The sequence below is a fragment of the Mesorhizobium sp. USDA 3734 genome (assembly GCF_056279665.1).
Window position 1 is genome coordinate 6,832,059 of the sequence record NZ_JBWCCW010000001.1, and the last position, 25,848, is coordinate 6,857,906.

General features: G+C 64.5%; 24 protein-coding genes. 14 read left to right on the forward strand and 10 right to left on the reverse strand.

What is annotated here, in order from left to right; translation table 11 throughout:
- Positions 1-232 precede the first annotated feature (232 nt).
- Positions 233-1,279, reverse strand: coding sequence for a DNA polymerase III subunit delta (gene holA, locus ACZ89F_RS32675; protein WP_476096314.1), 1,047 nt, complete (start codon positions 1,277-1,279; stop codon positions 233-235).
- A gap of 565 nt (positions 1,280-1,844) precedes the next feature.
- On the opposite strand from holA, the gene ACZ89F_RS32680 reads away from it, so the two are divergent.
- The 4 genes from ACZ89F_RS32680 to lpdA all read left to right on the forward strand — a co-directional run bounded on the left by ACZ89F_RS32680 (position 1,845) and on the right by lpdA (position 7,150).
- On the forward strand, positions 1,845-3,077 hold the full coding sequence (locus ACZ89F_RS32680) for a thiamine pyrophosphate-dependent enzyme (RefSeq protein WP_476096315.1): 1,233 nt from the start codon (positions 1,845-1,847) through the stop codon (positions 3,075-3,077).
- A 3-nt stretch (positions 3,078-3,080) separates the two neighbouring features.
- Positions 3,081-4,094, forward strand: a complete 1,014-nt coding sequence (locus ACZ89F_RS32685) for an alpha-ketoacid dehydrogenase subunit beta (protein ID WP_476096316.1) — start codon at positions 3,081-3,083, stop codon at positions 4,092-4,094.
- 1 nt (position 4,095) lies between these two features.
- A complete protein-coding gene (locus ACZ89F_RS32690) occupies positions 4,096-5,415 on the forward strand; it encodes a dihydrolipoamide acetyltransferase family protein (RefSeq protein WP_476096318.1) in 1,320 nt (439 codons plus the stop codon).
- Positions 5,416-5,752: 337 nt separating this feature from the next.
- Positions 5,753-7,150: a dihydrolipoyl dehydrogenase gene (lpdA, locus tag ACZ89F_RS32695; RefSeq protein WP_476096319.1), complete on the forward strand. Its 1,398-nt coding sequence runs from the start codon at positions 5,753-5,755 to the stop codon at positions 7,148-7,150.
- 289 nt (positions 7,151-7,439) lie between these two features.
- Here lpdA and ACZ89F_RS32700 read toward each other — a convergent pair whose 3' ends face one another.
- On the reverse strand, positions 7,440-8,543 hold the full coding sequence (locus ACZ89F_RS32700; protein ID WP_476096321.1) for a saccharopine dehydrogenase family protein: 1,104 nt from the start codon (positions 8,541-8,543) through the stop codon (positions 7,440-7,442).
- 114 nt (positions 8,544-8,657) lie between these two features.
- Here ACZ89F_RS32700 and ACZ89F_RS32705 point away from each other — a divergent pair, with 114 nt between their 5' ends.
- Positions 8,658-9,086 (forward strand): Lrp/AsnC family transcriptional regulator, encoded by a 429-nt coding sequence (locus tag ACZ89F_RS32705; RefSeq protein ID WP_476097446.1) that lies wholly within the window; start codon positions 8,658-8,660, stop codon positions 9,084-9,086.
- A gap of 173 nt (positions 9,087-9,259) precedes the next feature.
- On the opposite strand, the gene ACZ89F_RS32710 is transcribed toward ACZ89F_RS32705, so the two are convergent.
- From ACZ89F_RS32710 to ACZ89F_RS32725, 4 genes are all read right to left on the reverse strand, one after another.
- A complete protein-coding gene (locus tag ACZ89F_RS32710; RefSeq protein WP_476096323.1) occupies positions 9,260-10,630 on the reverse strand; it encodes a HAMP domain-containing sensor histidine kinase in 1,371 nt (456 codons plus the stop codon).
- The gene (locus ACZ89F_RS32715; RefSeq protein WP_476096324.1) at positions 10,627-11,304 is read right to left on the reverse strand and encodes a winged helix-turn-helix domain-containing protein; all 678 of its coding nucleotides are present in this window, start codon (positions 11,302-11,304) and stop codon (positions 10,627-10,629) included. The genes ACZ89F_RS32710 and ACZ89F_RS32715 overlap by 4 nt, the downstream gene beginning before the upstream one ends.
- A 113-nt stretch (positions 11,305-11,417) precedes the next feature.
- Positions 11,418-12,215 carry a COG4705 family protein gene (locus tag ACZ89F_RS32720; protein WP_476096325.1) on the reverse strand — a complete coding sequence of 266 codons (798 nt, stop codon included), beginning with the start codon at positions 12,213-12,215 and terminating at the stop codon, positions 11,418-11,420.
- Positions 12,216-12,247: 32 nt separating this feature from the next.
- Entirely contained in the window at positions 12,248-12,505 is a 258-nt protein-coding gene (locus ACZ89F_RS32725) for a hypothetical protein (protein WP_476096327.1), read from the reverse strand.
- 18 nt (positions 12,506-12,523) lie between these two features.
- On the opposite strand from ACZ89F_RS32725, the gene ACZ89F_RS32730 reads away from it, so the two are divergent.
- A complete protein-coding gene (locus tag ACZ89F_RS32730; protein WP_476096329.1) occupies positions 12,524-12,784 on the forward strand; it encodes a hypothetical protein in 261 nt (86 codons plus the stop codon).
- Positions 12,781-13,416: a methyltransferase family protein gene (locus tag ACZ89F_RS32735; RefSeq protein ID WP_476096330.1), complete on the forward strand. Its 636-nt coding sequence runs from the start codon at positions 12,781-12,783 to the stop codon at positions 13,414-13,416. Before ACZ89F_RS32730 ends, ACZ89F_RS32735 begins: the two co-directional genes overlap by 4 nt.
- 66 nt (positions 13,417-13,482) lie before the next feature.
- On the opposite strand, the gene ACZ89F_RS32740 is transcribed toward ACZ89F_RS32735, so the two are convergent.
- Complete coding sequence (locus ACZ89F_RS32740) at positions 13,483-13,968, reverse strand: hypothetical protein (RefSeq protein ID WP_476096331.1); 486 nt, start codon at positions 13,966-13,968, stop codon at positions 13,483-13,485.
- Between the two features lie 219 nt (positions 13,969-14,187).
- On the opposite strand from ACZ89F_RS32740, the gene ACZ89F_RS32745 reads away from it, so the two are divergent.
- Entirely contained in the window at positions 14,188-14,553 is a 366-nt protein-coding gene (locus tag ACZ89F_RS32745; RefSeq protein ID WP_109665318.1) for a RidA family protein, read from the forward strand.
- Between the two features lie 32 nt (positions 14,554-14,585).
- Positions 14,586-15,821 (forward strand): amidohydrolase/deacetylase family metallohydrolase, encoded by a 1,236-nt coding sequence (locus ACZ89F_RS32750; RefSeq protein ID WP_476096332.1) that lies wholly within the window; start codon positions 14,586-14,588, stop codon positions 15,819-15,821.
- 42 nt (positions 15,822-15,863) lie between these two features.
- Here ACZ89F_RS32750 and ACZ89F_RS32755 read toward each other — a convergent pair whose 3' ends face one another.
- The 3 genes from ACZ89F_RS32755 to ACZ89F_RS32765 all read right to left on the reverse strand — a co-directional run bounded on the left by ACZ89F_RS32755 (position 15,864) and on the right by ACZ89F_RS32765 (position 19,459).
- Positions 15,864-16,445, reverse strand: a complete 582-nt coding sequence (locus tag ACZ89F_RS32755) for a CatB-related O-acetyltransferase (protein WP_476096333.1) — start codon at positions 16,443-16,445, stop codon at positions 15,864-15,866.
- A 159-nt stretch (positions 16,446-16,604) separates the two neighbouring features.
- A complete protein-coding gene (locus ACZ89F_RS32760; RefSeq protein ID WP_476096335.1) occupies positions 16,605-18,395 on the reverse strand; it encodes a flavin-containing monooxygenase in 1,791 nt (596 codons plus the stop codon).
- A gap of 119 nt (positions 18,396-18,514) precedes the next feature.
- Positions 18,515-19,459, reverse strand: coding sequence for a MurR/RpiR family transcriptional regulator (locus tag ACZ89F_RS32765; RefSeq protein ID WP_476096336.1), 945 nt, complete (start codon positions 19,457-19,459; stop codon positions 18,515-18,517).
- A 337-nt stretch (positions 19,460-19,796) separates the two neighbouring features.
- Between ACZ89F_RS32765 and ACZ89F_RS32770 the strand changes: the two genes are divergently transcribed.
- The 5 genes from ACZ89F_RS32770 (at position 19,797) to ACZ89F_RS32790 (ending at position 25,780) form a co-directional block, all read left to right on the forward strand.
- Positions 19,797-20,624, forward strand: a complete 828-nt coding sequence (locus tag ACZ89F_RS32770) for an ABC transporter ATP-binding protein (RefSeq protein ID WP_476096338.1) — start codon at positions 19,797-19,799, stop codon at positions 20,622-20,624.
- Positions 20,621-21,469 carry an ABC transporter permease gene (locus ACZ89F_RS32775; protein ID WP_476096340.1) on the forward strand — a complete coding sequence of 283 codons (849 nt, stop codon included), beginning with the start codon at positions 20,621-20,623 and terminating at the stop codon, positions 21,467-21,469. Before ACZ89F_RS32770 ends, ACZ89F_RS32775 begins: the two co-directional genes overlap by 4 nt.
- 71 nt (positions 21,470-21,540) lie before the next feature.
- Positions 21,541-22,704, forward strand: a complete 1,164-nt coding sequence (locus tag ACZ89F_RS32780) for an ABC transporter substrate-binding protein (RefSeq protein ID WP_476096342.1) — start codon at positions 21,541-21,543, stop codon at positions 22,702-22,704.
- Positions 22,705-22,780: 76 nt separating this feature from the next.
- Positions 22,781-23,872 (forward strand): Gfo/Idh/MocA family protein, encoded by a 1,092-nt coding sequence (locus ACZ89F_RS32785; RefSeq protein ID WP_476096344.1) that lies wholly within the window; start codon positions 22,781-22,783, stop codon positions 23,870-23,872.
- A gap of 471 nt (positions 23,873-24,343) precedes the next feature.
- A complete protein-coding gene (locus ACZ89F_RS32790) occupies positions 24,344-25,780 on the forward strand; it encodes an amidase (protein ID WP_476096345.1) in 1,437 nt (478 codons plus the stop codon).
- Positions 25,781-25,848 lie beyond the last annotated feature (68 nt).

Genomic DNA, 25,848 nt, shown 5'->3' on the forward strand with positions numbered 1-25,848 from the left:
CATATGGAAAGGGGCTGGCCGTTGGGCCGGCCCTTTCTTTTGCAGCGCGGCAATTGGCGAAAACGCTGAGGCTGCTGATCTCCCTCCTTGAGGGGGAGATGGCCGGCAGGCCAGAGGGGGTCGTCTGACGCCAAGCGCCGACGCCCTTGCGGAAGCGAAGAAAAGGTGGACGCTTCACGCGCGGCGACCCCCTCTGTCGCCTTCGGCGACATCTCCCCCTCAAGGGGGGAGATCAGGCGCGCTGCGCCAGCCGGCTGCTCTCCACCGCAATCCCCAGCAGCGCCTGCCGTGCCAGCGCCACGGAAAGATCGGGCCGCCGTCGTGTCTGCAGCACCGCCGTCTGCAGCCGGGTCAGCGCGCGGCCGAGCGCCTCGGTGCTCCAGCGCTCCAGCGCTTTCTCGACCAGCTTGCGGCGCGAGAAAAACACCGGCGGCCGGGCCGCGGCAACGACCGAGGCGGCGTTGCGATTGCCGGATTCCATCTGGCCGCGCATGGCCTGGATCTGCTGCAATTGCCGCATTGCCGAGGACAGCACCAGGAAGGGCTGGCCGCCGGACTGGCAATGCCGGCTGAAGGCGGTGTCGAAGTCGCCGATCTTGCCTTCGAGAAGCGCATCCACGGCGTCATCGAAAGAGGCGCCGGACACGTCGCCCGACATCGCCTTGACCTCCTCCAGCCCGATCTCGTTCTGGCCATGCGCGTAGAGCACGAGCTTCTCGATCTCGCCGCGCGAGGCCAGCCGGTCGCCGCCGAGATTGCGGCGCAACGCCTGTCTCGCTTCCATGGTCATCGACATGCCGGCCTTGCTCAGTTCGTGGTCGATGACGGCGTCGATGTCGCGGGCTTCATCGGCGTAGCACGGCAGCGCCATGGCATTGTCCGCCGCCTCGACGATGGCGCGCAGGCCGACGCCCTTTTTGAGATCGCCGGCCTCGATGATAATGATCGCGTCCCGCGCGGGCTCTGCCGTCAGCGCCTTGACGTCGTCGGCCAACGCCTTCTGGCCGCTGGCATTGCGCACCCACAGCAGGCGCCGGTCGGAAAACATCGGCACGGTGCGGGCCTCGTCGAGCAGCCGGCCCTCGTCGCGATCGACCTCCGACCCCTCCAGCCTGACCACCGAGAACGGGTCGTCGAGCGGCAGGCCGGTCTTTTCGGCAAAGGCCTTCGCCCGCTCGGAGACGAGGCCGCGATCGGGGCCATAAAGCAGGACAATGGAGATGCGCTGGTCCGGCCGCGCCAGCCACCCATCGACCTCGTAAGCTTTCTTCTGTGCCATGGCGGGTTGGTTAGCATGACGCGGGGGCGAGGTGAACGGGGTGTGGTGGTTGAGGCAAAGGATGGTGCGTGATTTTGGAGAGGGGAAGATTGGCATAGTGTGGAAGATTGGTGAAAACGGCGGAGCGCATAATCTCCCTCCTTGAGGGGGAGATGGCCGGCAGGCCAGAGGGGGTCGGTTCGACTGGATGCGACCTCCTTGCGGCAGATGGAGGCTAGCGCTCCACGCGCGGCGACCCCCCTCTGTCGCCTTCGGCGACATCTCCCCCTCGAGGGGGGAGATTACCCGCTTCGTCGCTGTCGCCAACTATCAATGCCGCAAAGTGGGCATCCACCCGCCAATCACCTTATCTTCCGACAAACCCTTCCCAACCTTCTCCCAAATTGCGCGCCGGCCCCCAACATCGACAAGAAATTTCGCGGACATATCTTCATCTTGGCGCTGGGAGGCTGGATCGGCCGGCGCGGCCGGGACCGACGTCCGAAGGCTACCCGACGAATTCGCACTGGTCTGGCCGCGCAGATATGTAAATATCGGCACCAGGCAACATTGGAGGACAAAGGTCATGGCCGATGCTGGGATGTTGCGTTTCCACGTTCCGGAGCCGGAAGTGCGGCCGGGCGGCACGCCTGACTTTTCCAATGTGCCGATCCCCAAGGCCGGCTCGGTGCCGCGCCCCGAGATCGATGTCGATCCGCGCACCATCCGCGATCATGCCTTCTCGATCATCCGGGTGCTGAACCGCAATGGCGAAGCCGTCGGCCCTTGGGCCGGCCTGCTGTCCAGCGACGAACTGTTGGCCGGCCTGCGCCACATGGTGACGCTGCGGACCTTCGACGCCCGTATGCAGATGGCGCAACGGCAGGGCAAGACCTCCTTCTACATGCAGCATTTGGGCGAAGAGGCGGTGGCCTGCGCCTTCCGCAAGGCGCTCGAACCCGGCGACATGAACTTTCCGACCTATCGCCAGGCGGGGCTGCTCATCGCAGACGGCTACCCGATGGTCACGATGATGAACCAGATCTATTCGAACGAGGCAGACCCGCTGAAGGGCCGGCAATTGCCGATCATGTATTCGTCGAAGGAGCATGGCTTCTTTTCGATCTCCGGCAATCTGGCGACGCAGTATATCCAGGCGGTCGGCTGGGCGATGGCCTCGGCCATCAGCAATGATTCGAAGATCGCCGCGGCCTGGATCGGCGACGGCTCGACGGCCGAATCCGACTTCCATTCGGCGCTGGTGTTCGCCTCCACCTACAAGGCGCCGGTCGTGCTCAATGTCGTCAACAACCAGTGGGCGATCTCGACCTTTCAAGGCATCGCGCGCGGCGGCTCGGGCACGTTCGCTGCCCGCGGCCTTGGCTTCGGCATCCCGTCGCTGCGCGTCGACGGCAACGACTATCTCGCCGTCCATGCGGTGGCCAAATGGGCGGCGGAGCGGGCGCGCAGCAATCTCGGGCCGACGCTGGTCGAATATGTCACCTACCGCGCCGGCGCGCATTCGAGCTCGGACGACCCGTCCGCCTACCGGCCAAAGACCGAATCCGACGCCTGGCCGCTCGGCGACCCGATCGTGCGGCTGAAGAACCATCTGATAGGGCTCGGCGTCTGGTCGGACGAGCGGCACGCGCAGGCCGAGGCGGAAATCCTCGACACGGTGATCGCGGCGCAGAAGGAAGCCGAAAGCCACGGCACGCTGCATGCCGGCGGCAAGCCGTCGACGCGCGACATGTTCGAGGGGCTCTACGCCGAAATGCCGCCGCATCTGCGGCGCCAGCGCCAGCAGGCGGGAGTCTGAGCCATGCCGAGACGGACCATGATCGAGGCGATCCGCGACGCCATGGATGTGTCGATGGGGCGCGATAGCAAAGTTGTCGTGTTCGGCGAGGATGTCGGCTTCTTCGGCGGCGTCTTCCGCTGCACGCAGGGCCTGCAGGCCAAATACGGCAAGAGCCGCTGTTTCGACGCGCCGATCAATGAATCCGGTATTGTCGGTTCGGCCATCGGCATGGCGGCCTATGGCCTGAAGCCCTGCGTGGAGATTCAGTTTGCCGACTACATGTATCCGGCCTACGACCAGCTGACCCAGGAAGCAGCTAGACTGCGCTACCGCTCCAACGGTGATTTCACCTGCCCGATCGTGGTGCGCATGCCGACCGGCGGCGGCATCTTCGGCGGCCAGACGCACAGCCAGAGCCCGGAAGCGCTGTTCACCCATGTGTCGGGGCTGAAGACGGTGGTGCCGTCCAACCCTCATGACGCCAAGGGGCTGCTGATCGCGGCGATCGAGGATCCGGACCCGGTGATCTTCCTCGAGCCGAAGCGGCTCTATAACGGCCCGTTCGACGGCCATCACGACCGGCCGGTGACGCCATGGTCGAAACATGAGCTGGGCGAGGTCGCCGACGGCCATTACACAGTGCCGCTCGGCAAGGCGGCGATTCGCCGGGCGGGCTCGGCCGTTACCGTGTTGGCCTATGGCACCATGGTCTATGTCGCGCAGGCCGCCGTCGAGGAGACCGGCATCGACGCCGAGATCATCGATCTCAGAACCCTGCTGCCGCTCGACCTGGATACGATCGTCGCTTCGGTCAAGAAGACCGGGCGCTGCGTCATCGTGCACGAGGCGACGCTGACGTCGGGCTTCGGCGCAGAACTGTCGGCGCTGGTGCAGGAAAACTGTTTCTACCACCTGGAGGCGCCGGTGGCGCGTGTCGCCGGCTGGGACACGCCCTATCCGCATGCGCAGGAATGGGACTATTTCCCCGGCCCCGCCCGGGTCGGCCGCACTTTGCTCGAAACCATGGGAGCCTGAGATGGGCGAACACATCATCAAGCTGCCCGATGTCGGCGAAGGTGTCGCCGAGGCCGAGCTCGTCGAGTGGCATGTCAAGATCGGCGACATCGTGCGCGAGGACACCGTGCTTGCCGCCGTCATGACCGACAAGGCGACGGTCGAAATCCCGTCTCCGGTCGACGGCGAAATCCTGTGGCTGGGCGCCGAGATCGGCGACACGGTGGCGATCGGTTCGCCCATCGTGCGGCTGAAGGTGGCGGGTGAGGGCAATGTGAAGCCGCAAAGCGGCGAAGTGAAAACGGTCGCTGCCGAACCCCCGGCAGAACTTCCGACCCCGAAACCCGAGGCTGCCGCGCCGACCGCAAAGACCTCGCCAAAGGCCAGCGTGGCGGACGTGAAACCCGCCCCGGTCGTTTCGAAAAGTCTCGGGCAGACTTCCGTCTCCGGCGCGCCGCGCCCCGAGGGTGAAAAGCCGCTGGCTTCGCCGGCTGTCCGTCTGCGCGCAAAAGAGGCGGGCATCGATCTCAGGCAGGTTGCGGGATCCGGTCCGGCCGGCCGCATCGGCCACGAGGACATCGAGGCGTTCCTTTCGCGCGGACCGCAGGTCGCCAGGGCATCCGGCCTCGCCCGCAACGACACGACACAGGACATCAAGGTGGTGGGCTTGCGGCGCAAGATCGCCGAGAAGATGTCGCTGTCCAAGTCGCGCATCCCGCACATCACCTATGTCGAGGAGATCGACGTCACCGCGCTGGAGGATCTGCGCGCCGCGCTCAACAAGGAGAAGCGTCCGGGTGTGGAGCGGCCGAAGCTGACGCTGCTGCCGTTCCTGATGCGGGCGATGGTCAAGGCGATATCGGACCAGCCCAATCTCAATTCGCTGTTCGACGACGAGGCCGGAATCATCCACCAGCATGGCGGCATCCATATCGGCATTGCCGCGCAGACCCCGTCGGGGCTGGTGGTGCCGGTGGTCAAGCATGCCGAGGCGCGTGACATCTGGGATTGCGGCGCCGAGGTCATCAGGCTGGCCGAGGCGGCCAAGTCCGGCACCGCGACACGCGACGAGCTGTCCGGCTCGACCATCACCATCACTTCGCTCGGCGCCATGGGCGGCGTGGCGACGACGCCGGTCATCAACCATCCGGAAGTGGCGATCATCGGCGTCAACAAGATGATGGTGCGGCCGGTGTGGGACGGCACCCAGTTCATCCCGCGCAAGATGATGAACCTGTCCTCGAGCTTCGACCATCGCGTCATCGACGGCTGGGACGCGGCGGTGTTCATCCAGCGCATCAAGACGCTGCTGGAAACGCCGGCGCTGATTTTCGTGGATTGAGGGGGATGAGCGGAGAATCTTCTTCTTTGGCTGGACAGGCGCGACCGACAGGCTTTCAGCCGCTAATCGCCGACAGTTGCGATTGGCCGCAGGCCTCCACGCCTTCGTCATCCTCGGGCTTGACCCGAGGATCCATGCCGCGACCGATGTCGAAGGTTGCCGCGGAACAGAATTCTGCACCGATGCGGCGCTCCGATGTAACGGCATGGATCCTGGGGTCTTCGCGACATCGCTTCGCTCCTGCTTCGCCCCAGGATGACGAAGGCAGGAGCGTTTCGGCCAATCCCCGAGGTCGACGATTTGCAGGCCTGGTGCTGCAACGAACCAAGGTGCCAACATGAAAGAAATCTCCTGCAAGCTGCTCGTCATCGGCGCGGGTCCCGGTGGTTACGTCTGCGCCATCCGCGCCGGACAGCTCGGCGTCGATACGGTGATCGTGGAAGCCGGCAAACCGGGCGGCACCTGCCTCAATGTCGGCTGCATCCCGTCCAAAGCGCTGATCCATGCGGCGGAAGAGTTCGAGAAGGTGTCGCATATGGCAGGCGGCAACAGCCCGCTCGGCATTTCGGTCACCGCGCCCACGCTCGACCTCGCCCGGACCGTCGCCTGGAAGGACGGCATTGTCAGCCGGCTCAACAGCGGCGTCGCCGGCCTGCTCAAGAAGGCCGGGGTCAAGACGGTGCATGGCTGGGCGACGTTCCGCGATGGCAAGACGGTCGCGGTCGAGACAGAGACCGGGGTTCAGGTCATCCGGGCCGAGGCGATCGTCATCGCCACCGGTTCGGCGCCGGTCGACCTTTCGTTCCTGCCGTTTGGCGGTCCGGTGATTTCGTCCACGGAGGTGCTGGCGCTGAGCGAAGTGCCGAAGAAACTCGCGGTCGTTGGCGGCGGCTATATCGGGCTGGAACTCGGCATGGCCTTCGCCAAGATGGGTGCCAAAGTGACCCTGGTCGAGGCCTTGCCGCGCGTGCTGGCGCAGTATGATGCTGAGTTGACGCGGCCGGTGGTCAAGCGGCTCACTGCACTGGGCGTCGAGGTGATGCCGGGCGCCAAGGCCAAGGGGCTGTCGACCAAGGGTGACGCGCTGCTGGTCGAGACATCCGACGGCAAGAGCGCCAAGGTCGCCGCCGAAAAAATCCTGGTCACGGTCGGGCGCAAGCCGGTGACCGACGGTTGGGGGCTCGAGCAGATCGACCTTGATATGGCTGGAAAGTTCATCCGTATCGACGACCAGTGCCGTACCTCGATGCGCGGCATCTTTGCCATCGGCGACGTCACCGGCGAGCCGATGCTGGCGCATCGGGCGATGGCGCAAGGCGAGATGGTCGCCGAGATCGTCGCCGGCCACAAACGCAGCTGGGACAAGCGTTCGATACCCGCCGTCTGCTTCACCGATCCGGAACTCGTCACCGCCGGCCTGTCGCCGGAAGAGGCCAAGGCGCTCGGCGGCGAGATCAAGATCGGCATGTTCCCGTTCGCCGCCAATGGCCGGGCGATGACGAAGCTGGGCGAGGACGGCTTCGTCCGCGTCGTCGCGCGGGCCGACAACCATCTGGTGCTCGGCATCCAGGCGGTCGGGCAGGGCGTGTCGGAACTGGCGGCGGCTTTTGGACTGGCGCTTGAAATGGGCGCAAGGCTGGAGGACATCGCCGGTACGATCCATGCGCACCCGACGCAAGGCGAGGGGTTCCAGGAAGCAGCGCTGAAGGCGCTGGGCCACGCGCTGCATATTTGAGGGAGGTGATCTCCCTCCTTGAGGGGGAGATGGCCGGCAGGCCAGAGGGGGTCGGTTCGACCGGATGCGACCTCCTTGCGACAGATGGAGGTTGGCGCTTCACGCGCGGCGACCCCCTCTGTCGCCTTCGGCGACATCTCCCCCTCAAGGGCAGGGCAATCGCATATGGCCTCTTTCGAGGAATCGAACGGCGAACAAATCGGAATCGCGTCGAGAACAAACTTCGCAAGATTCCATCTTTGTTCCGCATATGCGATTCCCCTGCCCTCAAGGGGGAGACTACGCCTCATCAGCTCGCCAGCCGGCTCACCATCTCGTGCTGGGCGTAGGCGCGGCCGAAGCGGTTGGCCAGGAAGGTGTCGAGCGCGATGTCCTCCTGCTTGATGAAACCCGTCGCCGGCAGGCTGCCGTCGGCCAGCATGTCGAGCACGGCGCAGATGCCGGAGGCGGTGGTGATCTGGATGGCGCTGCGTACCGTCTGACCGATGCGCTGCGAGTAGACCTTGTTGGCGTAGGTCTCCTGCAGCAGGCGGCCGTTCTTGCGGCCCGACACGGTGACGAAGACGATGACCACATCCTGCAGCGTCGCCGGCAGGGCGCTCTCGAAAATGTCCTTCAGCACGTCGCGGCGGTGGCGCAGGCCGAGGTCGTTGAGCAGCGCCTTCATGATCGCGGCGTGGCCGGGATAGCGGATGGTGCGGTAGTTGAGCGTGCGCACCTTGCCCTTCAGCGTCTCGGCCAGCGTGCCCAGCCCACCGGAGGTGTTGAACGCTTCGTAGGTGACGCCGTCGAGCGAGAATTCCTCGCGCTCCTCCAGCGGCGGCACTTCGACCAGCTCGCCCTCGACGATCGCCTCGCAGGGTTCGCAATATTCGTTGATGACGCCGTCGGTGCTCCAGGTCAGATTGTAGTTCAGCGCATTGGACGGATATTGCGGCAGGGCGCCGACGCGCATGCGCACGCTCTCCAGCGAATCGAAGCGGCTGGCGAGATCGTTGGCGACGATCGAGATGAAGCCCGGCGCCAGGCCGCATTGCGGAATGAAGGCGCTCTTGCCCGAGCGGGCCAGTTCCTTGACCCGGCGGGTCGAGACGACGTCCTCGGTGAGGTCGAGATAGTGCACGCCGGCACTGGCCGCCGCCTCGGCGATGCGCGTGGTCAGATGGAAGGGGGCGGCGCTGAGCACCGCGAACTTGCCGGCGAGCGCGGCTTCCAGGATGCCGGCGGCTTCGATGTCGAGCTCCAGCGCTGCAACCGTGGCCGGCAGTTCGGCGGCAGTGAGTTGCGCCGCCGAGCGGTCGACGAGCGTGACCTGGTAATCCCCCGTGGCGGCGAGCATCTCGGCAATGGTCGAGCCGATCTTGCCAGCGCCGACAACAACAATTTTCTTCATGACCGATCCCTCACTGATTGTGAGCACAGAATCGCAGCTTGCCCGTCGAAAGGAAGCGTGGAATTGTTCGAAACGAAACTCTGATTGCGCACTACGCCGAAGGTAATCGTCGAAATGCTCAGTGAAGCCGAACAGGCCCTGCTTTCCCTGCTGCGCGAGAACGCGCGCGCCTCGACCGCCGAGCTGGCGCGGCGGCTTGGCGTCTCGCGGACCACCGTGCAGAGCCGCCTCGAAAGGCTGGAGCAGCGCGGTATCATCACCGGCTATGGTGTGCGGCTGGCGCCGGACTATGAGCAGGGGTTGGTGCGGGCGCATGTGCTGCTCACCGTGACGCCCAAGCTCGCCGACAAGGTGGTGCGCGGCCTGCGCGCGCTGGCGCCGGTCAGGACGCTGCATTCGGTCAGCGGCAATTTCGACATGATCGTCATCGTCGACGCGCCGTCGATCCGCGACCTTGACATGCTGCTCGACCAGATCGGCGCCATGGATGGGGTCGAGCGGACCTTGTCGTCGATCATCCTGTCGACGCGGATTGATCGGTGAGGGTTGACGCTGCCAATCTCCCCCCTTGCGGGGGAGATGGCCGGCAGGCCAGAGGGGGTCGGTTCGACCGGATGCGACCTCCTTTCGACAGATCGGGGGTTAGCGCTTCACGTGAGGCGACCCCCTCTGTCGCCTACGGCGACATCTCCCCCTCAAGGGGGGAGATCGGCCGGCTAATCCATCGTCACGGGAAAACTCACCACCACGGCCAGGCCGGGCCGGCAATCGTCCAGCGTGATGGATGCGCCATGCAGATCGGCGATGGCCCTGACAAGGCTGAGGCCGAGGCCGCTGCCCGGCGTCGACCGGCTGTGGTCCAGCCGGTAAAGCCGCTGGAACACTTTTTCACGCTCATCGGCCGGAATGCCGGGACCGTTGTCGGCAACGCCGGCGACAACGCGCTCGCCCTGGCGCGTCACCGACAGCTTGATGGATGTGCCTGATGGACAATGGCGCAGCGCGTTTTCGACCAGATTGGCGAACATCTGCGTCAGCAACTCGCGGTCGCCGTGGATCCGGTCGGCCGTTTCCTGCAGTTGCGCCAACGTCAGCGATTTTCCATCGTCCTCGGCAACATCTGTGTAGATCTCGCCGATGGTCTGCAGGATCTCGCCCAGATCGACATCGGTAAACCGCGCCTTGCGGGCGCCGGCCTCGATCTGCGCGATGCGCAACAGCGCGTCGAAGGTCTCGTTGATCTGCAGGCTCTCGGCATGCGCCTCCGCCAGTTCGCCGGCGACCTTCTGGCCCGACAGGTTCTTTTCCGATGCGGTGTCGAGGATCATCTGCAGCCGGTTGAGCGGTGTCTTCAGATCGTGGGCGATGTTGGCGCTGACCTGTTTCATGCCTTCGACCAGCGCCGACAGGCGGTCGAGCGCGGCATTGACCTGATTGGAGACGATGTCGATATCGTCGCCCTTACCGGTCAGCGGAATGCGGGTGTCCAGCCGTCCATGCGAGACATCCACCATGGTGGCGGCGATGCCGTCGAGACGGCGCTGGACGCGCGAGGCCAGCAGGGCGCCGCCGGCGACCGCCAGCCCGGTGATGATCAGCGTCCCCCAGCCGAAGCTCATCAGCACCACCTCTTCCAGCTCCTCCGTCTCGGAAAGGCTGAAGGCGACGGTCAGGGTGTTGCCACCGATCGAGCCGGAATAGGCGCGGTACTCGGCGCCGGGCGGCACGCCGGGCATCTCGGCATCGAACATCGAGAAGCCGTCGGGGAGCCCTGCCGCGGTGAAATTGCCGGCCAGGCGATTACCGGCCGCGTCGGTCAGCGAAAACAGCTGTTGCTTCTTGAGGCTGCGCATGGAGTGGCTGCCGACGGTCTCGACCAGCTCCTTGAGGTCATTGTCGGCATAGGTGGCGGCGACGACCGCGTAGGTTTCCTTGATGGTGTCGTCGAGCCGCTCGGCAAGATCGGCGCTCATCATCTGGTAGACGATGGCGCCCGACAGAACGAAGGCCAGCACAAACAGGAAGGCGAAGGTCAGGGCAAGCCGGAACGGCGTGCTGCGCAGCAGGCGGGACCATGTTCCGGTCATGGCGGCGCGTGCAGGCTGTAGCCGGTGTTGCGGACCGTGTGGATGAGCTGGGTTTCGAACGGTTTGTCGACCTTGGCCCGCAGCCGGCTGATATGGGTTTCGACGACGCTGGTCCGGGGATCGAAATGAAAATCCCAGACGCGTTCCAGCAGCATGGTGCGGGTGATGACGCGGCCTTCGCCGCGCATCAGCACCTCCAGCAGGCTGAACTCGCGCGGCTGCAGGTCGATCGGCTGGCCCCGCCGCGTGACGCGGCGCATGATCAGGTCCATCTCGAGATCGGCGACCCGCAGGACGGTCTTCTGCTCCTGCGCGGCCGGCCGCCGGCCAAGCGCGTTGATGCGGGCAAGAAGCTCGGAAAAGGCGAAGGGCTTGACCAGATAGTCGTCGCCGCCGGCCTCAAGCCCCTCGACGCGGTCGTCGATGCCGCCGACCGAGGTGAGGAAGATTGCCGGCGTCCGCACGCCCGCGGCGCGTATCGCCTTGACCATCGACAGGCCGTCGAGGCCCGGGATCATGCGATCGGCGATGATCACGTCATAGTTGCCGCTGGTCGCCGCGAAAAGCGCGTCATGCCCGTTGCGCAGCAAGTCGCAGACATGGCCGGCCTCGGTCAGTCCCCTGACGATATAGTCGGCCGTCCTGTGGTCGTCCTCGACAAGAAGCAGTCGCATGAAAGGTCCGGTCCGTTGCCGAGATCGACGACAGGCTAGCACTGGCACGGGCTTGTTCCTAGGATGTCACGAGGGCGCTGGCCTTCGGAGGGACCCCTGACGAAGCCAAGGCTTCAATCAGACTCCAGCAGAATCTCGTCGGCATCGTCTGCTGTTTTCTTCAACGTCATGTAGAGGACGAGGGCAAAGATGCAGCCGAGGAAGATCAGGCTGGTGAAGGTCGTGCCGAAGCCGAGACCGCCATATTCGACCGGCTGCGACAGCAGATCGCCGAACGAGGCGCCGAGCGGGCGCGTCAGGATATAGGCAAGCCAGAACGCCAGGATGCCGTCGAGATGCAGCAGCCAGTAGGCTAGCGCAATGAGCGCGATGACGCCGCCGAACAGCAGGCCTGATGTCAGATAGCCCATGTCGAAGCTTTCGGCGACCAGGTCGCCGGCGGCGGTGCCGAGCGAGAAGGTGAAGAGGATCGCCAGCCAGTAGAAGATCTCGCGCCGGGTGGTGAAGATGGTGTGGATCGACAGCGTTCTTTCGCTGGCGTACCAGACCGCGAATGTCGCGGCGAGCGCCACCGAGAAGGCCATGGTCGTCGTCTGCAGGCGCACGCCGAAACTGTCGACGAGGTTGTCCGTCACCAATGTGCCGACGATGCTGATCAGCACCACCGCCAGCCAGTAGGCCCAAGGCACGTAGCGTTTCTGCGCAAACTGCAGGACCAGGGCTGCGATCAGGATGCCGGTCATGATCGCCGACGTGACGGTCAGTCCAAGTCCCAGGTTGACGGCGAGATAGTCGGCCGCGGTCTCGCCCATGGTCACCGCCATCAGCTTGATCAGCCAGAAATCGAAGGTGACGTCGGGAACCCTGTTGTGGTCCGGTCCGATTTTCTTCTGCACATTGGGAGAGAGCATGGCTGATATCCTGAGGCTGATGGTTCGCGGAATTACTTGCCCATGACCTTCATGGCTTGAGCGAAGAAGTCGTCGGCGCGCTTGTCGTCGTCCGCATTGCAGCGCTCGATTCCCTTGGTCTCCAGCTCCGAGACCTTGGCCTTGTCGGCGGCGCTGAGCGTGGCCACTGCCTCGGCTGCGCGAGGGGTTTTCAACGTCTCCTCGCAAGGCGCGGTGGCGGCAAAGACGGTGGAAATCGCGCCGGAGACGGGGAGGGTGCCGACTGCGATGGCAAGCGCAAATCTTCTCATGAAACCATTCCTTGTTTGATGCCGGTGGTCCGGCTGGCGCAATTGAAGCCGGCCCTTAAATGGCAGGCCGGCATCCGAACGATAGGCAAGCGACTTCACCCCACCCTGTCCGGCGGCATACAAATTCGTAAGAAAGGGCGTGCGTCGCGCAAAATGCCTTTACGAATGGCGCGCGATGCGCTGATGGAATGCGGGTGCCTTGCATCCGCCATCAATGTGGTGGCCAGTGCCCCGAATGTGCCCGACGCCGCTGTCGAAGCCCAAGGAAAACAAGAATGACCTACGCTTCCCTCAAGCCGGTTTCACAGGCCTTCGACCAGCGCAAGCGGCTGATCTTCGTGCGGGCCGCGGCGGTGCTGGCGGTGCTGCTGCTGTTTCTCACCAAGCCTGCCCTGACCGAGGGCTCGGACGGGCACGAAACGCTCGAACTCCTCGGCTTCTGCCTGGTGCTCGTCTGCGTCGTCGGGCGGCTCTGGAGCATCCTCTATGTCGGCGGCAAGAAGAACGAGGAACTGGTGTCGACGGGACCGTTCTCGACAACGCAGAACCCGCTCTATTTCTTCTCGACGGTCGGCGCGGTCGGCGTTGGATTGCTCTACGGCTCGCTGATGGCGGCCGTGGCGCTGGGCCTTGCCAGCTTCTTCATCTTTCGCGTCACGGCACGCAAGGAAGCCGCATTCCTGCTCGGCAAGTTCGGCCCGGCCTATCTTGCCTACACCAGGAACACGCCCCGGTTCTGGCCAAATCCCTTCCTGTACCACGACCATGACGAGCTGCAGTTCTCGACGCGCGCGCTCAAGCGCACATTTTTCGACGGGCTCTATTTCCTCGCCATCTTCCCGGCCATCGAACTGGTCGAGCATTTCCGGGCAACCGGCCTGTTGTTCCCGGCCTTCGTCACGCTTTACTGATCAGCGGCTCCTGGCTTTCGGGCATGTCGTTCTCCCAAAACCGGGGCCACTTTTGGGCGACATGCATTAGCTGCCGAGCGGATGCGGCATGTAGCCGACAAAACCCGCGATCTTCCAGCGTCCACCGACCTTGGTGCAGAAATACAGCGTCTGCCATTTCAGCCTGTCGACGCTGCCATCGGCCTTGGCAACCGAGCCATCGAATTTCTTGTGCAGCACGGCGCGGTCCCCGTCGACATCGATGTCGCGCATGTTGGTGACGCGAAACAGCGCCTCGCGCAGCGGCTCGGCGAATTTGGTCGCCGCGGTCTCCCTGGCCTGGCGCAACCACTCGTCGCGATAGATTTCCAGCCGCGGAAACTGCAGCCGCCAGGCGTCGGCGTTGTGGAGGAAATGCGCGTGCATGCCGAAGAAGCTCTCGGCGACGAAATCATCCTCGACCATGGGCCAGTCCTGGCCGATGAAGGCGTCGATGTCGCGCCGCACCAGCATTTCCCAGAGCGCGTGGCGATCGGCATCGCCTGATGGAAACGGGTTCTTGTCGTAGGTCATGGCTGTTGTCTCCCGGTCCGGCAAATGCGTCTGTGCGTTGCGGCTGCAAGGCAGCCCGGCAGCGCGCACGATGCAAGCGCTTCTGTAATAAAGCAACATGAATTCCTGGGAATGTTGCTTTCCAACAAGGCCTCTATGACGATCGCCTCGATCGGGGTAAATGTCGACGCAGCGGGCGCTGCCACGGCATCCCGTCCTGTCATCAAAGGAGGCTGTCCCTTGCCCAAGCAATGTTTTGGAACGTCCCATGTACCGCTGTCGCCGGCCGTGCGGGCCGGTGATCTCGTCTATGTCTCGGGCCAGGTGCCCGTCGGCAGCGACGGCATCGTGGTCAAGGGCGGCATAACGGAACAGACCGAGCAGGTGCTCGCCAATATCAAGGCCGCGCTGGCGCTCGCCGGCTGCACTCTGGACGATGTCGTCAAGACAACGGTATGGCTGGAAGACGCGCGCGATTTCGGTGCCTTCAACGCCGTCTATGCCCGGCACTTCCCGAAGAACCCGCCGGCCCGCACCACGGTCGAATCGCGGCTGATGATCGACATCAAGATCGAGGTCGAGGCGGTCGCCTACCGGCCTCTCTGAGAAAGCAAAGCAACGAACCGGAGGTTATAGCAATGCAATTCGACCTCCTGCTGAAGGGCGGACGGCTGGTCGACCCGGCGTCCGGGATCGACGCGCCGCGCGATGTCGCCATTGCCAATGGCCGCGTTGCCGCGGTCGACGCCGATATACCGGCCGACCGCGCCGCGCAAATCGTCGATGCCGGCGGCTGCATCGTCACGCCGGGTCTCGTTGACCTGCACAGCCACGTCTATTGGGGCGGCACGTCGCTGGGCGTCGATGCCGATCGGCTGGCCGCCAAGAGCGGCACCACCACCTTCATCGATGCGGGCAGTGCGGGAGCCGGCAATTTCCTCGGCTTTCGCCGCCACGTCATGGAGCGTTCGAAGGTCCGCATCCTGGCTTATGTCAACATTTCCTTTGCCGGCATCTTCGGCTTCTCGCAGACGGTGTCGGTCGGCGAATGCAGCGATCTCAGGCTTTGCGAGCCGCGCGAGGTTGTCGCGGCCGTGCGCGAGCACCGCGATGTCGTGGTCGGTGTAAAAGTCCGCTCCGGCAAGCATGCCGGCGGCACCAGCGGCATCGCCCCGGTGGATCTGGCGCTGGAGGCCGCCGACCAGGTCGGCCTGCCGCTGATGGCGCATATCGACGAGCCGCCGCCCGGCCGCTCGGAAGTGCTGCCGCGCCTGCGCAAGGGCGATATACTCACCCATTGCTTCCGGCCGTTTCCCAACGCGCCGGTCTTCGCCTCCGGCGCGGTGCGGCCCGACATGCGGCTGGCGCGCGAGCGCGGCGTCATCTTCGACATCGGCCACGGCATGGGCTCGTTCGATTTCGCCGTCGCCAGGGCCATGCTCGAGGAAGGGCTGGCGCCGGACGTGATCTCGAGCGACGTGCATCTCTACTGCGTCGACGGGCCGGCCTTCGACATCCTGGTCTGCATGTCGAAGCTCTTGGCGCTCGGCATGCCGCTGGTCGAGGTCCTGCGCGCTGCGACGCAAGCGCCGGCGCAGGCGATCGCGAGGCCTGATCTCGGCACGCTGGCGGTCGGCACCGTCGGCGATGTCGCCGTGCTCCGGCAGCGCCCGGGCCGCTTCACCTTCGTCGACGCGGTCGGCGCCTCGCTGGTCGCCGACCAGAGGCTGGTGTCGGAAGGCATCGTCCTCGGCGGCACCTGGTGGCCAAACGAGGCGGTCAACGATGTCAGCGAGACCGAGCGTTTCGAGCCGCATGCGTCGCATACGCATGTCGAGGTTGCGGCGAGGCATTTTGGGCATCGGCACGAGTGAGGCTGCGCCTTTCCGCGGACGGGTCGTCGGATGTCAGGGCAGTTATGCCGGATCCAGCGTGGCTACGAAGCGATCGGCGTCTACCGCCGTCAGAAGCTCGATGCGCTCGCGGATCAGATCGTCGCTCCAGTTCCACCATTCCAGCGCCTGCAGGCGCTGGATGACTTCCGGCGAGAATCTGTGTCTGAGCACACGAGCGGGATTGCCGACCGCGATAGCGTAGGGTGCAATGTCCCTGGTGACGATGGCTCCCGCACCGATGACTGCACCGTTGCCGATCGTGACACCGCTGAGGATAGTGCAACGAGCACCAAACCACACGTCGTTGCCGACGGTGATCGGCCCTTTGCCGGTGGGCTCGATGCTGTTTCGAACCTTTCCGTTCATACGGTGAATCGGATAGGTGGTCGCAGCGCCGACGCCGTGTTCAGCCGCGCAGACGAAGAGAACTTCCGGGCCAACCGAACAGAACGACCCTATCCGCACCGGCACGTTTTCATGGGGCATATAGAACGATCTCTTGTTGAGACCGTAGGTATGCCGGCCTATCTCGACACCCGGCAGTGGCGGCAACGGGTCCTTCTTTAATCCGAGCTTTATGCGAAGGCCTCTCAGCAGTCCCATCGGCTTTCCTCCCAATTGCCAAGCATAGCCGAATCCATGGCATCGGATAGACTCGAGCGACTGGTTCTCGAAGCGGTCCGGCATGGAATCGCCGCCGCCCCACGCCCTCGCAATCCTGGGGTCGCGCCACGTTGCGACGCGACGCCAGCGGCGCTCTTCCTACCTTCTGGAATTGCTCGGTGCTCCGTAAACCGGTGTTTCGATTCCCTCCATCCGCGCCTTGATCTGCAGCGCCACATATTTCGAATAGAAGCGCGACAGCGCCAGATTGCCGCCGTGGAACCAGAGCGCTTCCTGCGCGGTCGGCTTCCACATGTTGCGCAGCTCGCCCTGCCATGGTCCGGGGTCACCTTTCACGCCCGAGCCAAGTCCCCAGCAAGGGCCGACCTTGTCGGCGACTTCACGCGAAACGATCGCCGCCACCGTCTCGTTCATCGATTGATAGCCGGTGCAGGCGATGATGGCGTCGGCGGCGAGCTCGCTGCCGTCCTCGAACAGAATGCCGCCCGCCATCAGCGACTTGATGGCGACGCCGCTGCGGACGCCGATCTCGCCGTCGATGATCAGGTCGGAGGCACCGACATCGATGTAGTAGCCGGAGCCGGTGCGGTAGGCCTTCATCAACAGGCCGGTTTCGTCGTCGCCGAAATCGATGGCGAAGCCGGCGGCGCGCAAGCGATCATAGAAGGCCGCGTCGCGCGCCTTGATCACCTCATAGAGGGCGCGCTGGCCCCTGGGCACCAGCGCGAACGGTGTCGAGGCGACGATCATGTCGGCCTTCTCGGTGGTGATGCCGCGTGCCAGTGCCGCCTCCGAAAAAATCTCGAAGCCGACTTCCATCAGCGTGTCCGACTTGACCACGGTCGTCGGTGAACGCTGAATCATGGTCACCTCGGCGCCGCTCTCCCAGAGATCGACGCAGACATCGTGCCCCGAGCTTGCCGCGCCGATGACGGCGACCTTCTTGCCGCGGAATCTCTCGCCGCTGGCATACTGGCTGGAGTGCAGCAGCTCGCCCTTGAACTGATCGGCGCCCGGCAGATCGATCCGCCGTGGCGGGCCATAGGCGCCGGTGGCGAAGACGATGTGCTTCGGCTTCAGCGTGATGTGCCGGCCGACGCGGTCGACCACTACGGTCCAGACTTTCTCCGCCTCGTCATAGCTGGCGCTAAGGCATTTCGTGGCGACCCAATAGTTGAGCTCCATGACGCGCGTGTACATTTCCAGCCAGTCGCCCATCTTGTCCTTGGGCGTGAACACCGGCCAGTTTTCGGGGAAGGGTATGTAGGGCAGATGATCGTACCAAACCGGGTCGTGCAGCACGAGCGTGCGGTAGCGGTTGCGCCAGGAATCGCCCGGCCTTGCGTTCTTCTCGATGACGATGGTGGGCACGCCGAGCTGGCGCAGCCGTGCACCCAGCATGATGCCGCCCTGGCCGCCGCCGATGACCAGGCAGTAGGGCTGCTCGTCAGCGCCAAGCTCGCGCGTCTCGCGCGCCCGCGCCTCGCCCCAAGTCTCGCGCCTGGGGTCGGCCTTGTGGCGCACGCCCAGCGGTCGCTCCGCCCCCTTGCGCTCCTCGAACCCTTTGAGGTCGGTCATCGCGGTGAACAATGTCCGGCAGCGGCCGTCGCGCAGCCGCATGATGCCTTCCCCTGACGCCACCGCGGTTTCGAAGCTGAACCAGGCCTCGATGGTGCCCTCGTCCGAAGTCGCCTCGCCGGTCAGCTGCCATGCCTTGGGCTTGGTCGTCGCCAGCGTCGCCGCCAGCATGTCGGCGATCGCCTCGCGGCCTTCCATGGTCGTCACGTTCCAGGTGAAGGTCAGCAGATCGCGCCAGTAGCAATCGTCGACGAACAGGTTGGTCGCAGCCGCAGCGTCGCCGGCTTCGAGCGCTTTGGCAAAGGACCCGAGCCATGCGGCTGCCTGTTTCGATGGCGCTATCTCGAGCATGTCTTCCCTCTTTGTGCATGTGCCCCAATCCAAGTTGGGACCGTCAATTGTTGAACTCGGCGCCGCCCCTCATCCGCCTGCCGGCACCTTCTCCCCGTATAGGGACGGGGAGAAGGGAGCTAGTCCCCGAGCGGCTCCATCTCCTTGCCGGTGCGGTGGATCTGGGCGTTGTATTTGATGCGGCGCACCGTCTCGCGGGCCGAGCCGTCGAGCTTGTAGGCCGAGGCCACCGCCAAAAGGTCGATCGCCGCCAGGAAGGCGAAGCGCGACGCCGTCGGCTTCAGCGTGTCGGGATATTCCGGCACCGCCACCGTCAGCCTGACGTCGCAGGCGCGGGCGAGCTCGGTGTCGGGCGCGGTCACCGCGATCGCATTGGCGCGATAATGCTTGGCGAGTTCGACGGCCTCGATCACCTCGCGGGTGCGTCCCGTCGCCGAAATGGCGATCACCAGATCGCCGGGCTTGAGCGTCGAGGCAGTCATGCGCATCAGATAGGGGTCGCACTGGGCGCTGACTGTGATGCCGTAGCGGAACAGCCGGTACTGGGTTTCCTGCGCCAGCGCCGAGGAGCTGCCGCCGAGGCCGAAGACCGTGACCTGGCGCGCCTTGGCGATCAGCTCGGCCGCCTTCTGCAACTGCGCCGGGTCGAGCTGCCGCTCGGCCTCCTGCAGCGCCCGGCGCGCCTCGCCGAACACGGCGTTCCAGAACGGCATGCCATTGTCGTTGCTGACGGAAGGTGACTTCGCCAGATAGAGCGCACCGACGACGAGGCTCTGCGCCAGCTTGAGCTTGAAATCGCGCACGCCTTCGCAGCCGATGGCGCGGCAGAACCGCGTCACCGTCGGCTCGCTGACCCCGGCGCGCTGGGCAAGGGCCGCGTTGGAGGCGTCGACGGCGTATTTGACATCGTCGAGCACGACATCGGCGACACGCCGTTCGGCCGGACGCAATTCGCTGTAGGAATCCTTGACCAGCGAGATGATGTCGGGGATGCGCCGGACAGGATCGCGCCCCTCGGTATCGTGGCCTGGAACAGGCTCGTCCTGGCTGCCAGCTTCGGTCATGGGGTCCTGGTCTTTCCCTGGGTTGCGAGGCTGCCGTCTTAGCATGTTTGGACGCCATGGCTCCACGTGCCTGACCGCATCGCAACCGTAGCGTGTCGTTGGGGAAACCTCACCTTCTCCGCTTCCTTCCAGTCCGCGTGAATTCGGAAGTATGTAGGAAAGCAACATGTATTTCAAGGCCATGAAAGTATCGCAAAAACAATATGATAGCTATGCGAGCCAATTTATGTGATACGGGTACCAGCACTCGTGCTTGACACGAAAGTAGGATAGTTACAGACTGATTTTCGCGGTCGGGTGAGCCAGTGGATCATCGCGCAGTCTTCCCGGGGGGCAGATGAACACGGGCGATGCAAAAAACCCGAAGCTTGGCGTGCAGGCAGCGACCAAGATCTATCACACGGCTTCCGGTGACCTGCTGGCGCTGGACCGCTGCAGCCTCGATGTCAGCGCCAATGAAATCGTTTCGATCGTCGGCCCTTCCGGCTGTGGCAAGACGACCCTCTTGTGGTCGATGTCGGGCCTGCACAGCCTGACCAGCGGCGAGATACGGCTCGACGGCAAGACCATCACCGGCCCGCATCCCGATATCGGCATCGTCTTCCAGGAAGCGAACCTTTTGCCGTGGCGCAATCTCGACGCCAACATCCGCTTCCCCTTCGAGATCAAGGGCGAGAAGCCGGACCGGGCGTGGATCGCGCATCTGCTCAACCGGGTCGGGCTCGACGGCTTCGGCGGCAAGTTTCCGCGCGAGCTGTCGGGCGGCATGCAGCAGCGCGCGGCGATCGTGCGGGCGCTGGCGCTGAAGCCGTCGGTGCTGCTGATGGACGAGCCATTCGGCGCGCTCGACAGTTTCACCCGCGAGGAGATGAACCGGCTGGTCGAGGAGATCTGGCTCGACACCAAGACCACCATCGTCTTCATCACCCACAGCATCGAGGAAGCGATCTTCCTCTCCGACCGGGTGGTGGTGCTGAGCGCCCGGCCGGGACGCGTCGCCAAGGAGTATCGCGTGCCGTTTGCGCGGCCACGCTCGCTGGAGATCATGGCGACGAAGGAGGTCTTCGACCTCACCAATCGGATCAAGATGGACATTGTCGGCGAACGCACGCGGCCAAAAGCGCCGGAGCGCGCGAGCGCCGAGATCGTGAGGATCAGACCGTGAGCGGAGGCGACGCCATTCCGGAATTCTCCAAGTCCAAGTCTGGCGACGGCCACGAGGTCAGCCTGACCAATCTGTCGGCCTTCGCCAGTGGTCCCGGCATCAAGTCGGGCAAGGAGGTTGCGGCCATCATCGCTGTCGCTGTGATCATCATCGGCGGCATCGAGCTGGCGCTGCGGCTGTTCCACGTGCCGCTCTACATCATGCCGCCGCCGAGCTCGATCGCCTATGCGCTGTTCGACGAGTTTCCGCTGATTGCGCCGCATCTCGGCTACACGCTGGTCGAGCTGGTGTCCGGCTTCACCATCGGCGCCATCATCGGCCTGGTGCTGGCCGCCGTCATCACCCAATTTCCTTTCGCCGAGAAGATCGTCGCGCCCTACATCCTGCTTTTGGTCACCACGCCGATGCTGGCCCTGGTGCCGCTTTTGATCCTGCGCTTCGGCTTCGGCTACACGCCGCGCATCATCGCGGTGGCGCTGGCCGCGGGGCCGATGGTGATGATCAATGCGGCGACCGGTTTCCGCCGCGTCGACAGCGCCAAGATCGCGCTGGCGCGCTCCTATGGCGCCAGCACCTTGCAGATCTTCTGGAAGATCCGCGCGCCGATGGCGCTGCCGATGATCCTGGTCGGGCTGATGATCGGCGCCATCTTCGGCCTGCTGACCGCGGTCGGCGCCGAAATGGTCGGCGGCGGCTTCGGCCTCGGCAACCGGCTGACCACCTATTCGTCGATGATCCAGATGCCGCAGTTCTTCGCCGTGGTGCTGATCCTGTCGACGCTCGGCATCCTGATCTACGTGCTGTTCTTCCTGATCGGCAAGAAATGGGCGAGCTGGGAGGCTTGAACACAAAGGGTAAGACGACGCCCGCGAGGCGGGCGGCAAGAGACTGACATCAAACAAAAAAGGGGAATGCCATGACCAAAGAGAACTCGATCAATCCGGCGGGGATCAGCCGCCGCTATTTCCTGCAGGTGACCGGCGCCGGACTGGTGACCGCGACGGCGCTCGGCGCCACCGGCCTCAAGGCCAGGGCCGAACCTTATGGGAAATTCACCTGGATCTCGCCGCGCGGCACGCTCGAAGTGCTCGACGACTATCCCTACTGGGCTGCCAAGAAGGCCGGCTATTTCGACGGGCTGGACACCGACATGCAGCCGGGACCGTCGGACGGCACCGCGACGGTGAAGTTCGTCGATGTCGGCCAGGCCGATATGGGCTTCCCGTCGCCCGGCGTGTTCTCCTTCGCCATCCAGAACGGCATGAAGCTGAAGTCGGTGTTCCACATGGGCGCGCGCGACACGTTCAGCTTCGCCTTCCGCAAGGGCGAGGGATCGAACGATCTGAAGAAGCTGGAAGGCAAGACCATCCTGCTCGGCTCCGCCGCCTGGCAGTCGATCACGGACCCGCTGCTGGCCGCGCAAGGCGTCGACATCAAGAAGGTCAAATATGTCGAGGCCGGCTGGCCGACCTGGGGCACGGCACTTGCCGGCGGCCAGGGCGACGCTGCCCTGTCGTGGGAGGGGCTCCGCGCCGAATGGATCGCCAAGGGGCTCGACTTCGAATATTGGCTCGGCGTGCAGAATTCCAAGCTGCCGGCCAACACCTTCGTCGTGCGCGCCGCCGATCTCGAGGATCCCGACCGCAAGGCGTTCCTGGAAAAGTATCTGCGCGGCTGGGCGATGGGCCTGGAGTTTGGGTATCAAAATCCCCGCGCGGCCGTCGAAGCAGTGTTCGAGCAGTTCCCGACGCTGGCCAAGAATCTGGGACCCGAACTCGGCACCACCTCGATCCTGCAGCAGATCAACGTCTTCCGCGGCGACATGGACAAGCGCGGCGGCTGGGGCTCGCACGACATGGCGAGCTGGCAGGGCTTCTTCGACGAGATCCACAAGATCGGCCAGATCACCGCTCCGGTGAAGGCCGAGGATGTCTGCACCAACGACCTGATCGGCCCGGCCAATGATTTCGACAAGGCCAAGGTCAAGGCCGACGCCGACGCATACAAGCTGTCGGAAGGCTTTGCCGCGCTCGATGTCGAGAAGATCAAGGCGCATCTGTTCGATTCGGCGATCAAGTAGGAACCGGCGACAACAAGGCCGGGCGGCGATACGATTGCCGCCCGCAGTCCATTGAATGAAAAGCGTGGAGGTAGCGGTGTCCGACAGAGTGAAAGTGCTGGTGGTGGGTCTCGGCAATATGGGTGCGTCGCATGCCAGCGCCTATCACCGCTCCGACGGCTTCGAGATCGTCGGCATCATGAGCCGCTCGATCAAGAGCAACTCAAAAATCCCGGCCGAACTGGCGGGCTATCCGCTCTATGAGGATTTCGACCAGGCGTTGAAGGAAACAAAACCGGACGCCGTCTCGATCAACAGCTGGCCGAACACCCACGCCGAGTACGCGCTGAAGGCAATCGCCGCCAACTGCCATGTGTTCATGGAAAAGCCGCTCGCCACCAACAATGAGGACGCCGAAAAGGTGGTCGCGGCGGCGCGGGCGAAGAACCGCAAGCTGGTGCTCGGCTATATCCTGCGCGTCCATCCCTCCTGGATCAAGTTCATCGAGGTCGGCAAGACGCTCGGCAAGCCGCTGGTGATGCGGCTCAACCTCAACCAGCAGAGCAGCGGCAGCGCCTGGCACTGGCACAAGAACCTGATCGATTCGCTGATCCCGATCGTCGATTGTGGCGTGCACTATGTCGATGTCATGTGCCAGCTGACCGGCGCCAAACCGGTGCGCGTGCACGGCATCGGCGCCAAATTGTGGGCGGAAGCCGACAAGCAGAATTACGGCCATCTGCACGTCACCTTCGATGACGGCTCGGTCGGCTGGTACGAGGCCGGATGGGGGCCGATGATGAGCGAGACGGCCTATTTCGTGAAGGACGTGGTCGGCCCCAAGGGCGCGGTGTCGATCGTCGCCGGCCAGCAGGCGAGCAGTGCTGCTGATACCGCCGAAGTGTCGAACTCCGCCGACATCGACCGTCACACCAAGACCGATGCGCTGAAGATCCACTATGCCGCGGTCGACGGCGACAAGAATTTCTCGAAGCCCGACGAGATCGTCAGCATGGAAGACGAGCCCGGCCATCAGGAACTCTGCGATCGCGAGCAGGCCTTCTTCCTGCGCGCCATCCGCGAGGATCTCGACCTCACCGAGCAGATGGATGCGGCGGTCAACAGCCTGCGCATCGTACTCGCCGCCGAGCAGAGCATCGCGCTGGGGCGGACCATCGACCTGGCCTGACGCAATCCGGCTGCTGGCAGGCAATCGTTCCAGGCCGGCGCTCACCCTTACCCTCTCCCGCGAGGAACGCTACGGGATGCACATTTCCAAGCGACTGGTCTTTGGCGATAGCGTGCACGTCGGCTTGGCGCATGCATCGTCTTACGCTGCGCTGGTCGACCCCCACTCCGTCCCGGCTTCGCCGTGCCACCTCTCCCCCGATCGACGGGGTAGAGGAAAGGCGCCAGGCTTTTTGCCGTCAACGCCCGTCCAACAACGCTTGTCCAGAAACGCTCCCTTCCTTTCCCTCCGGAGGGGGAAGGTGGCGCTGCGAAGCAGCGACGGATTGGGGGAACCACGTGGCAATCAGGCCTCGGGCCGTTCAGTCACGCAATCGCAGAAGATGTGTGCATAGCGTAGGTGAAGAACGGGGAGAGGGGGCGTCAGCGTTGGCAAGATCAACCAACGCCGTTGAAAAATCGGGAGCGAGACATGGTCACTGACAATCTGCTGAAAACCTATGCCGAGTCCGACGCACTCGACCTGGCCGGACTGGTGCGCAGCGGCCAGGTTTCGCCGGCGGAACTGGTCGAGGCGGCGATCACGCTGGTCGAGCGGCTCAACCCTGCGCTCAACGCGGTCATCCATCGCCTCTACGACATGGCGCGCGTGCAAGCCGAGACGGTCGACAAATCAGCGCCCTTCGCCGGCGTACCATTCCTGCTGAAGGAACTGGCCTCGTCCTGGACCGGGGCGCCGAACACCAATTCATCATTCTACCTGAAGGACGTCGTCGCCGACTTCGACACCGAAGTCGTTCGCCGCATGAAGGCGGCCGGGCTGGTGCTGGTCGGCAAGTCGAACGCGCCGGAGAATGGCTGGTCGATCACCACGGAACCAAAACTCTATGGCGTGACCAGGAACCCATGGAAGGAAGGCATCACGCCCGGCGGCTCGAGTGGCGGTGCTGCCGTGGCCATCGCGTCCCGCATGGTGCCGATCGCCGAGGCCAGCGATGGCGCCGGTTCGATCCGCATCCCGGCCTCCTGCTGCGGCATCGTCGGGCTGAAGCCGTCGCGCGGCCGTGTCAGCCTCGCGCCGTTCGGCGACTATTGGTATGGCGGCGCGTATTTCCTGTGCTGCTCGCGCACCGTGCGCGACACCGCGGCCTATCTCGATGCGGTGGCCGGCGCGCTGCCGGGCGATCCCTATACGCCGCCGGTGCCGGACGGTTCGTGGCTCAGCCTGTCGGGGCGGGCACCGAAGAAGCTGCACATCGGCTTTTCCGTCACGCCGCCCAACGGCACCGCGATCGATCCGGAGGTGAAGGCGGCGGTGCTGGCGACCGTCGCAGTGCTCGAGCGGCTCGGGCACGATGTCGAGGAGCATGACATGCCGCTCGACGCCAATGCGGTGTGGAAAACCTACACGAACATGACCTGCGTGCAGACGGCGGCGACGTTCGATTATCTTGAAACGGTCATCGGCCGGCCGGTGACGCCAAACGACGTGGAGGCGGTGACCTTTGCGATCATCGAACGCGGCCGCTCAACCAGCGGTACCAGGCACATCTCCGATGTCGAGCAATTGCGGCAGGTCGGCCGCGACATCGTCGGCGACCTCGGCGCCTACGATCTCTTCATAACCCCGACGCTCACCCAGCTGCCGCGCCCGCTCGGCTATTACGACATGTCGGAAACCGACATCGACCGCTACAACGCCAAATGGGCGGACTCGGTGTTTGCTTTTCCGTTCAACATTTCCGGCCAACCGGCGATCTCGCTGCCGCTCGGCTGGTCGAAAGGTGGCGTGCCGATCGGCGTCCAACTGGTCGGCCGCTACGGCGACGAGGCGACGGTGCTGGCCGCGTCGGCGCAGCTGGAGCAGGAGATGCCGTGGAAGGAGAGGCGGCCGCCGGTGAGCGCTTAGTTGCTCGGCACCGCGTGCGGCTTCGAGATTGGCCGAATCGCCTATCGCTTCGTCATCCTCGGGTCTGC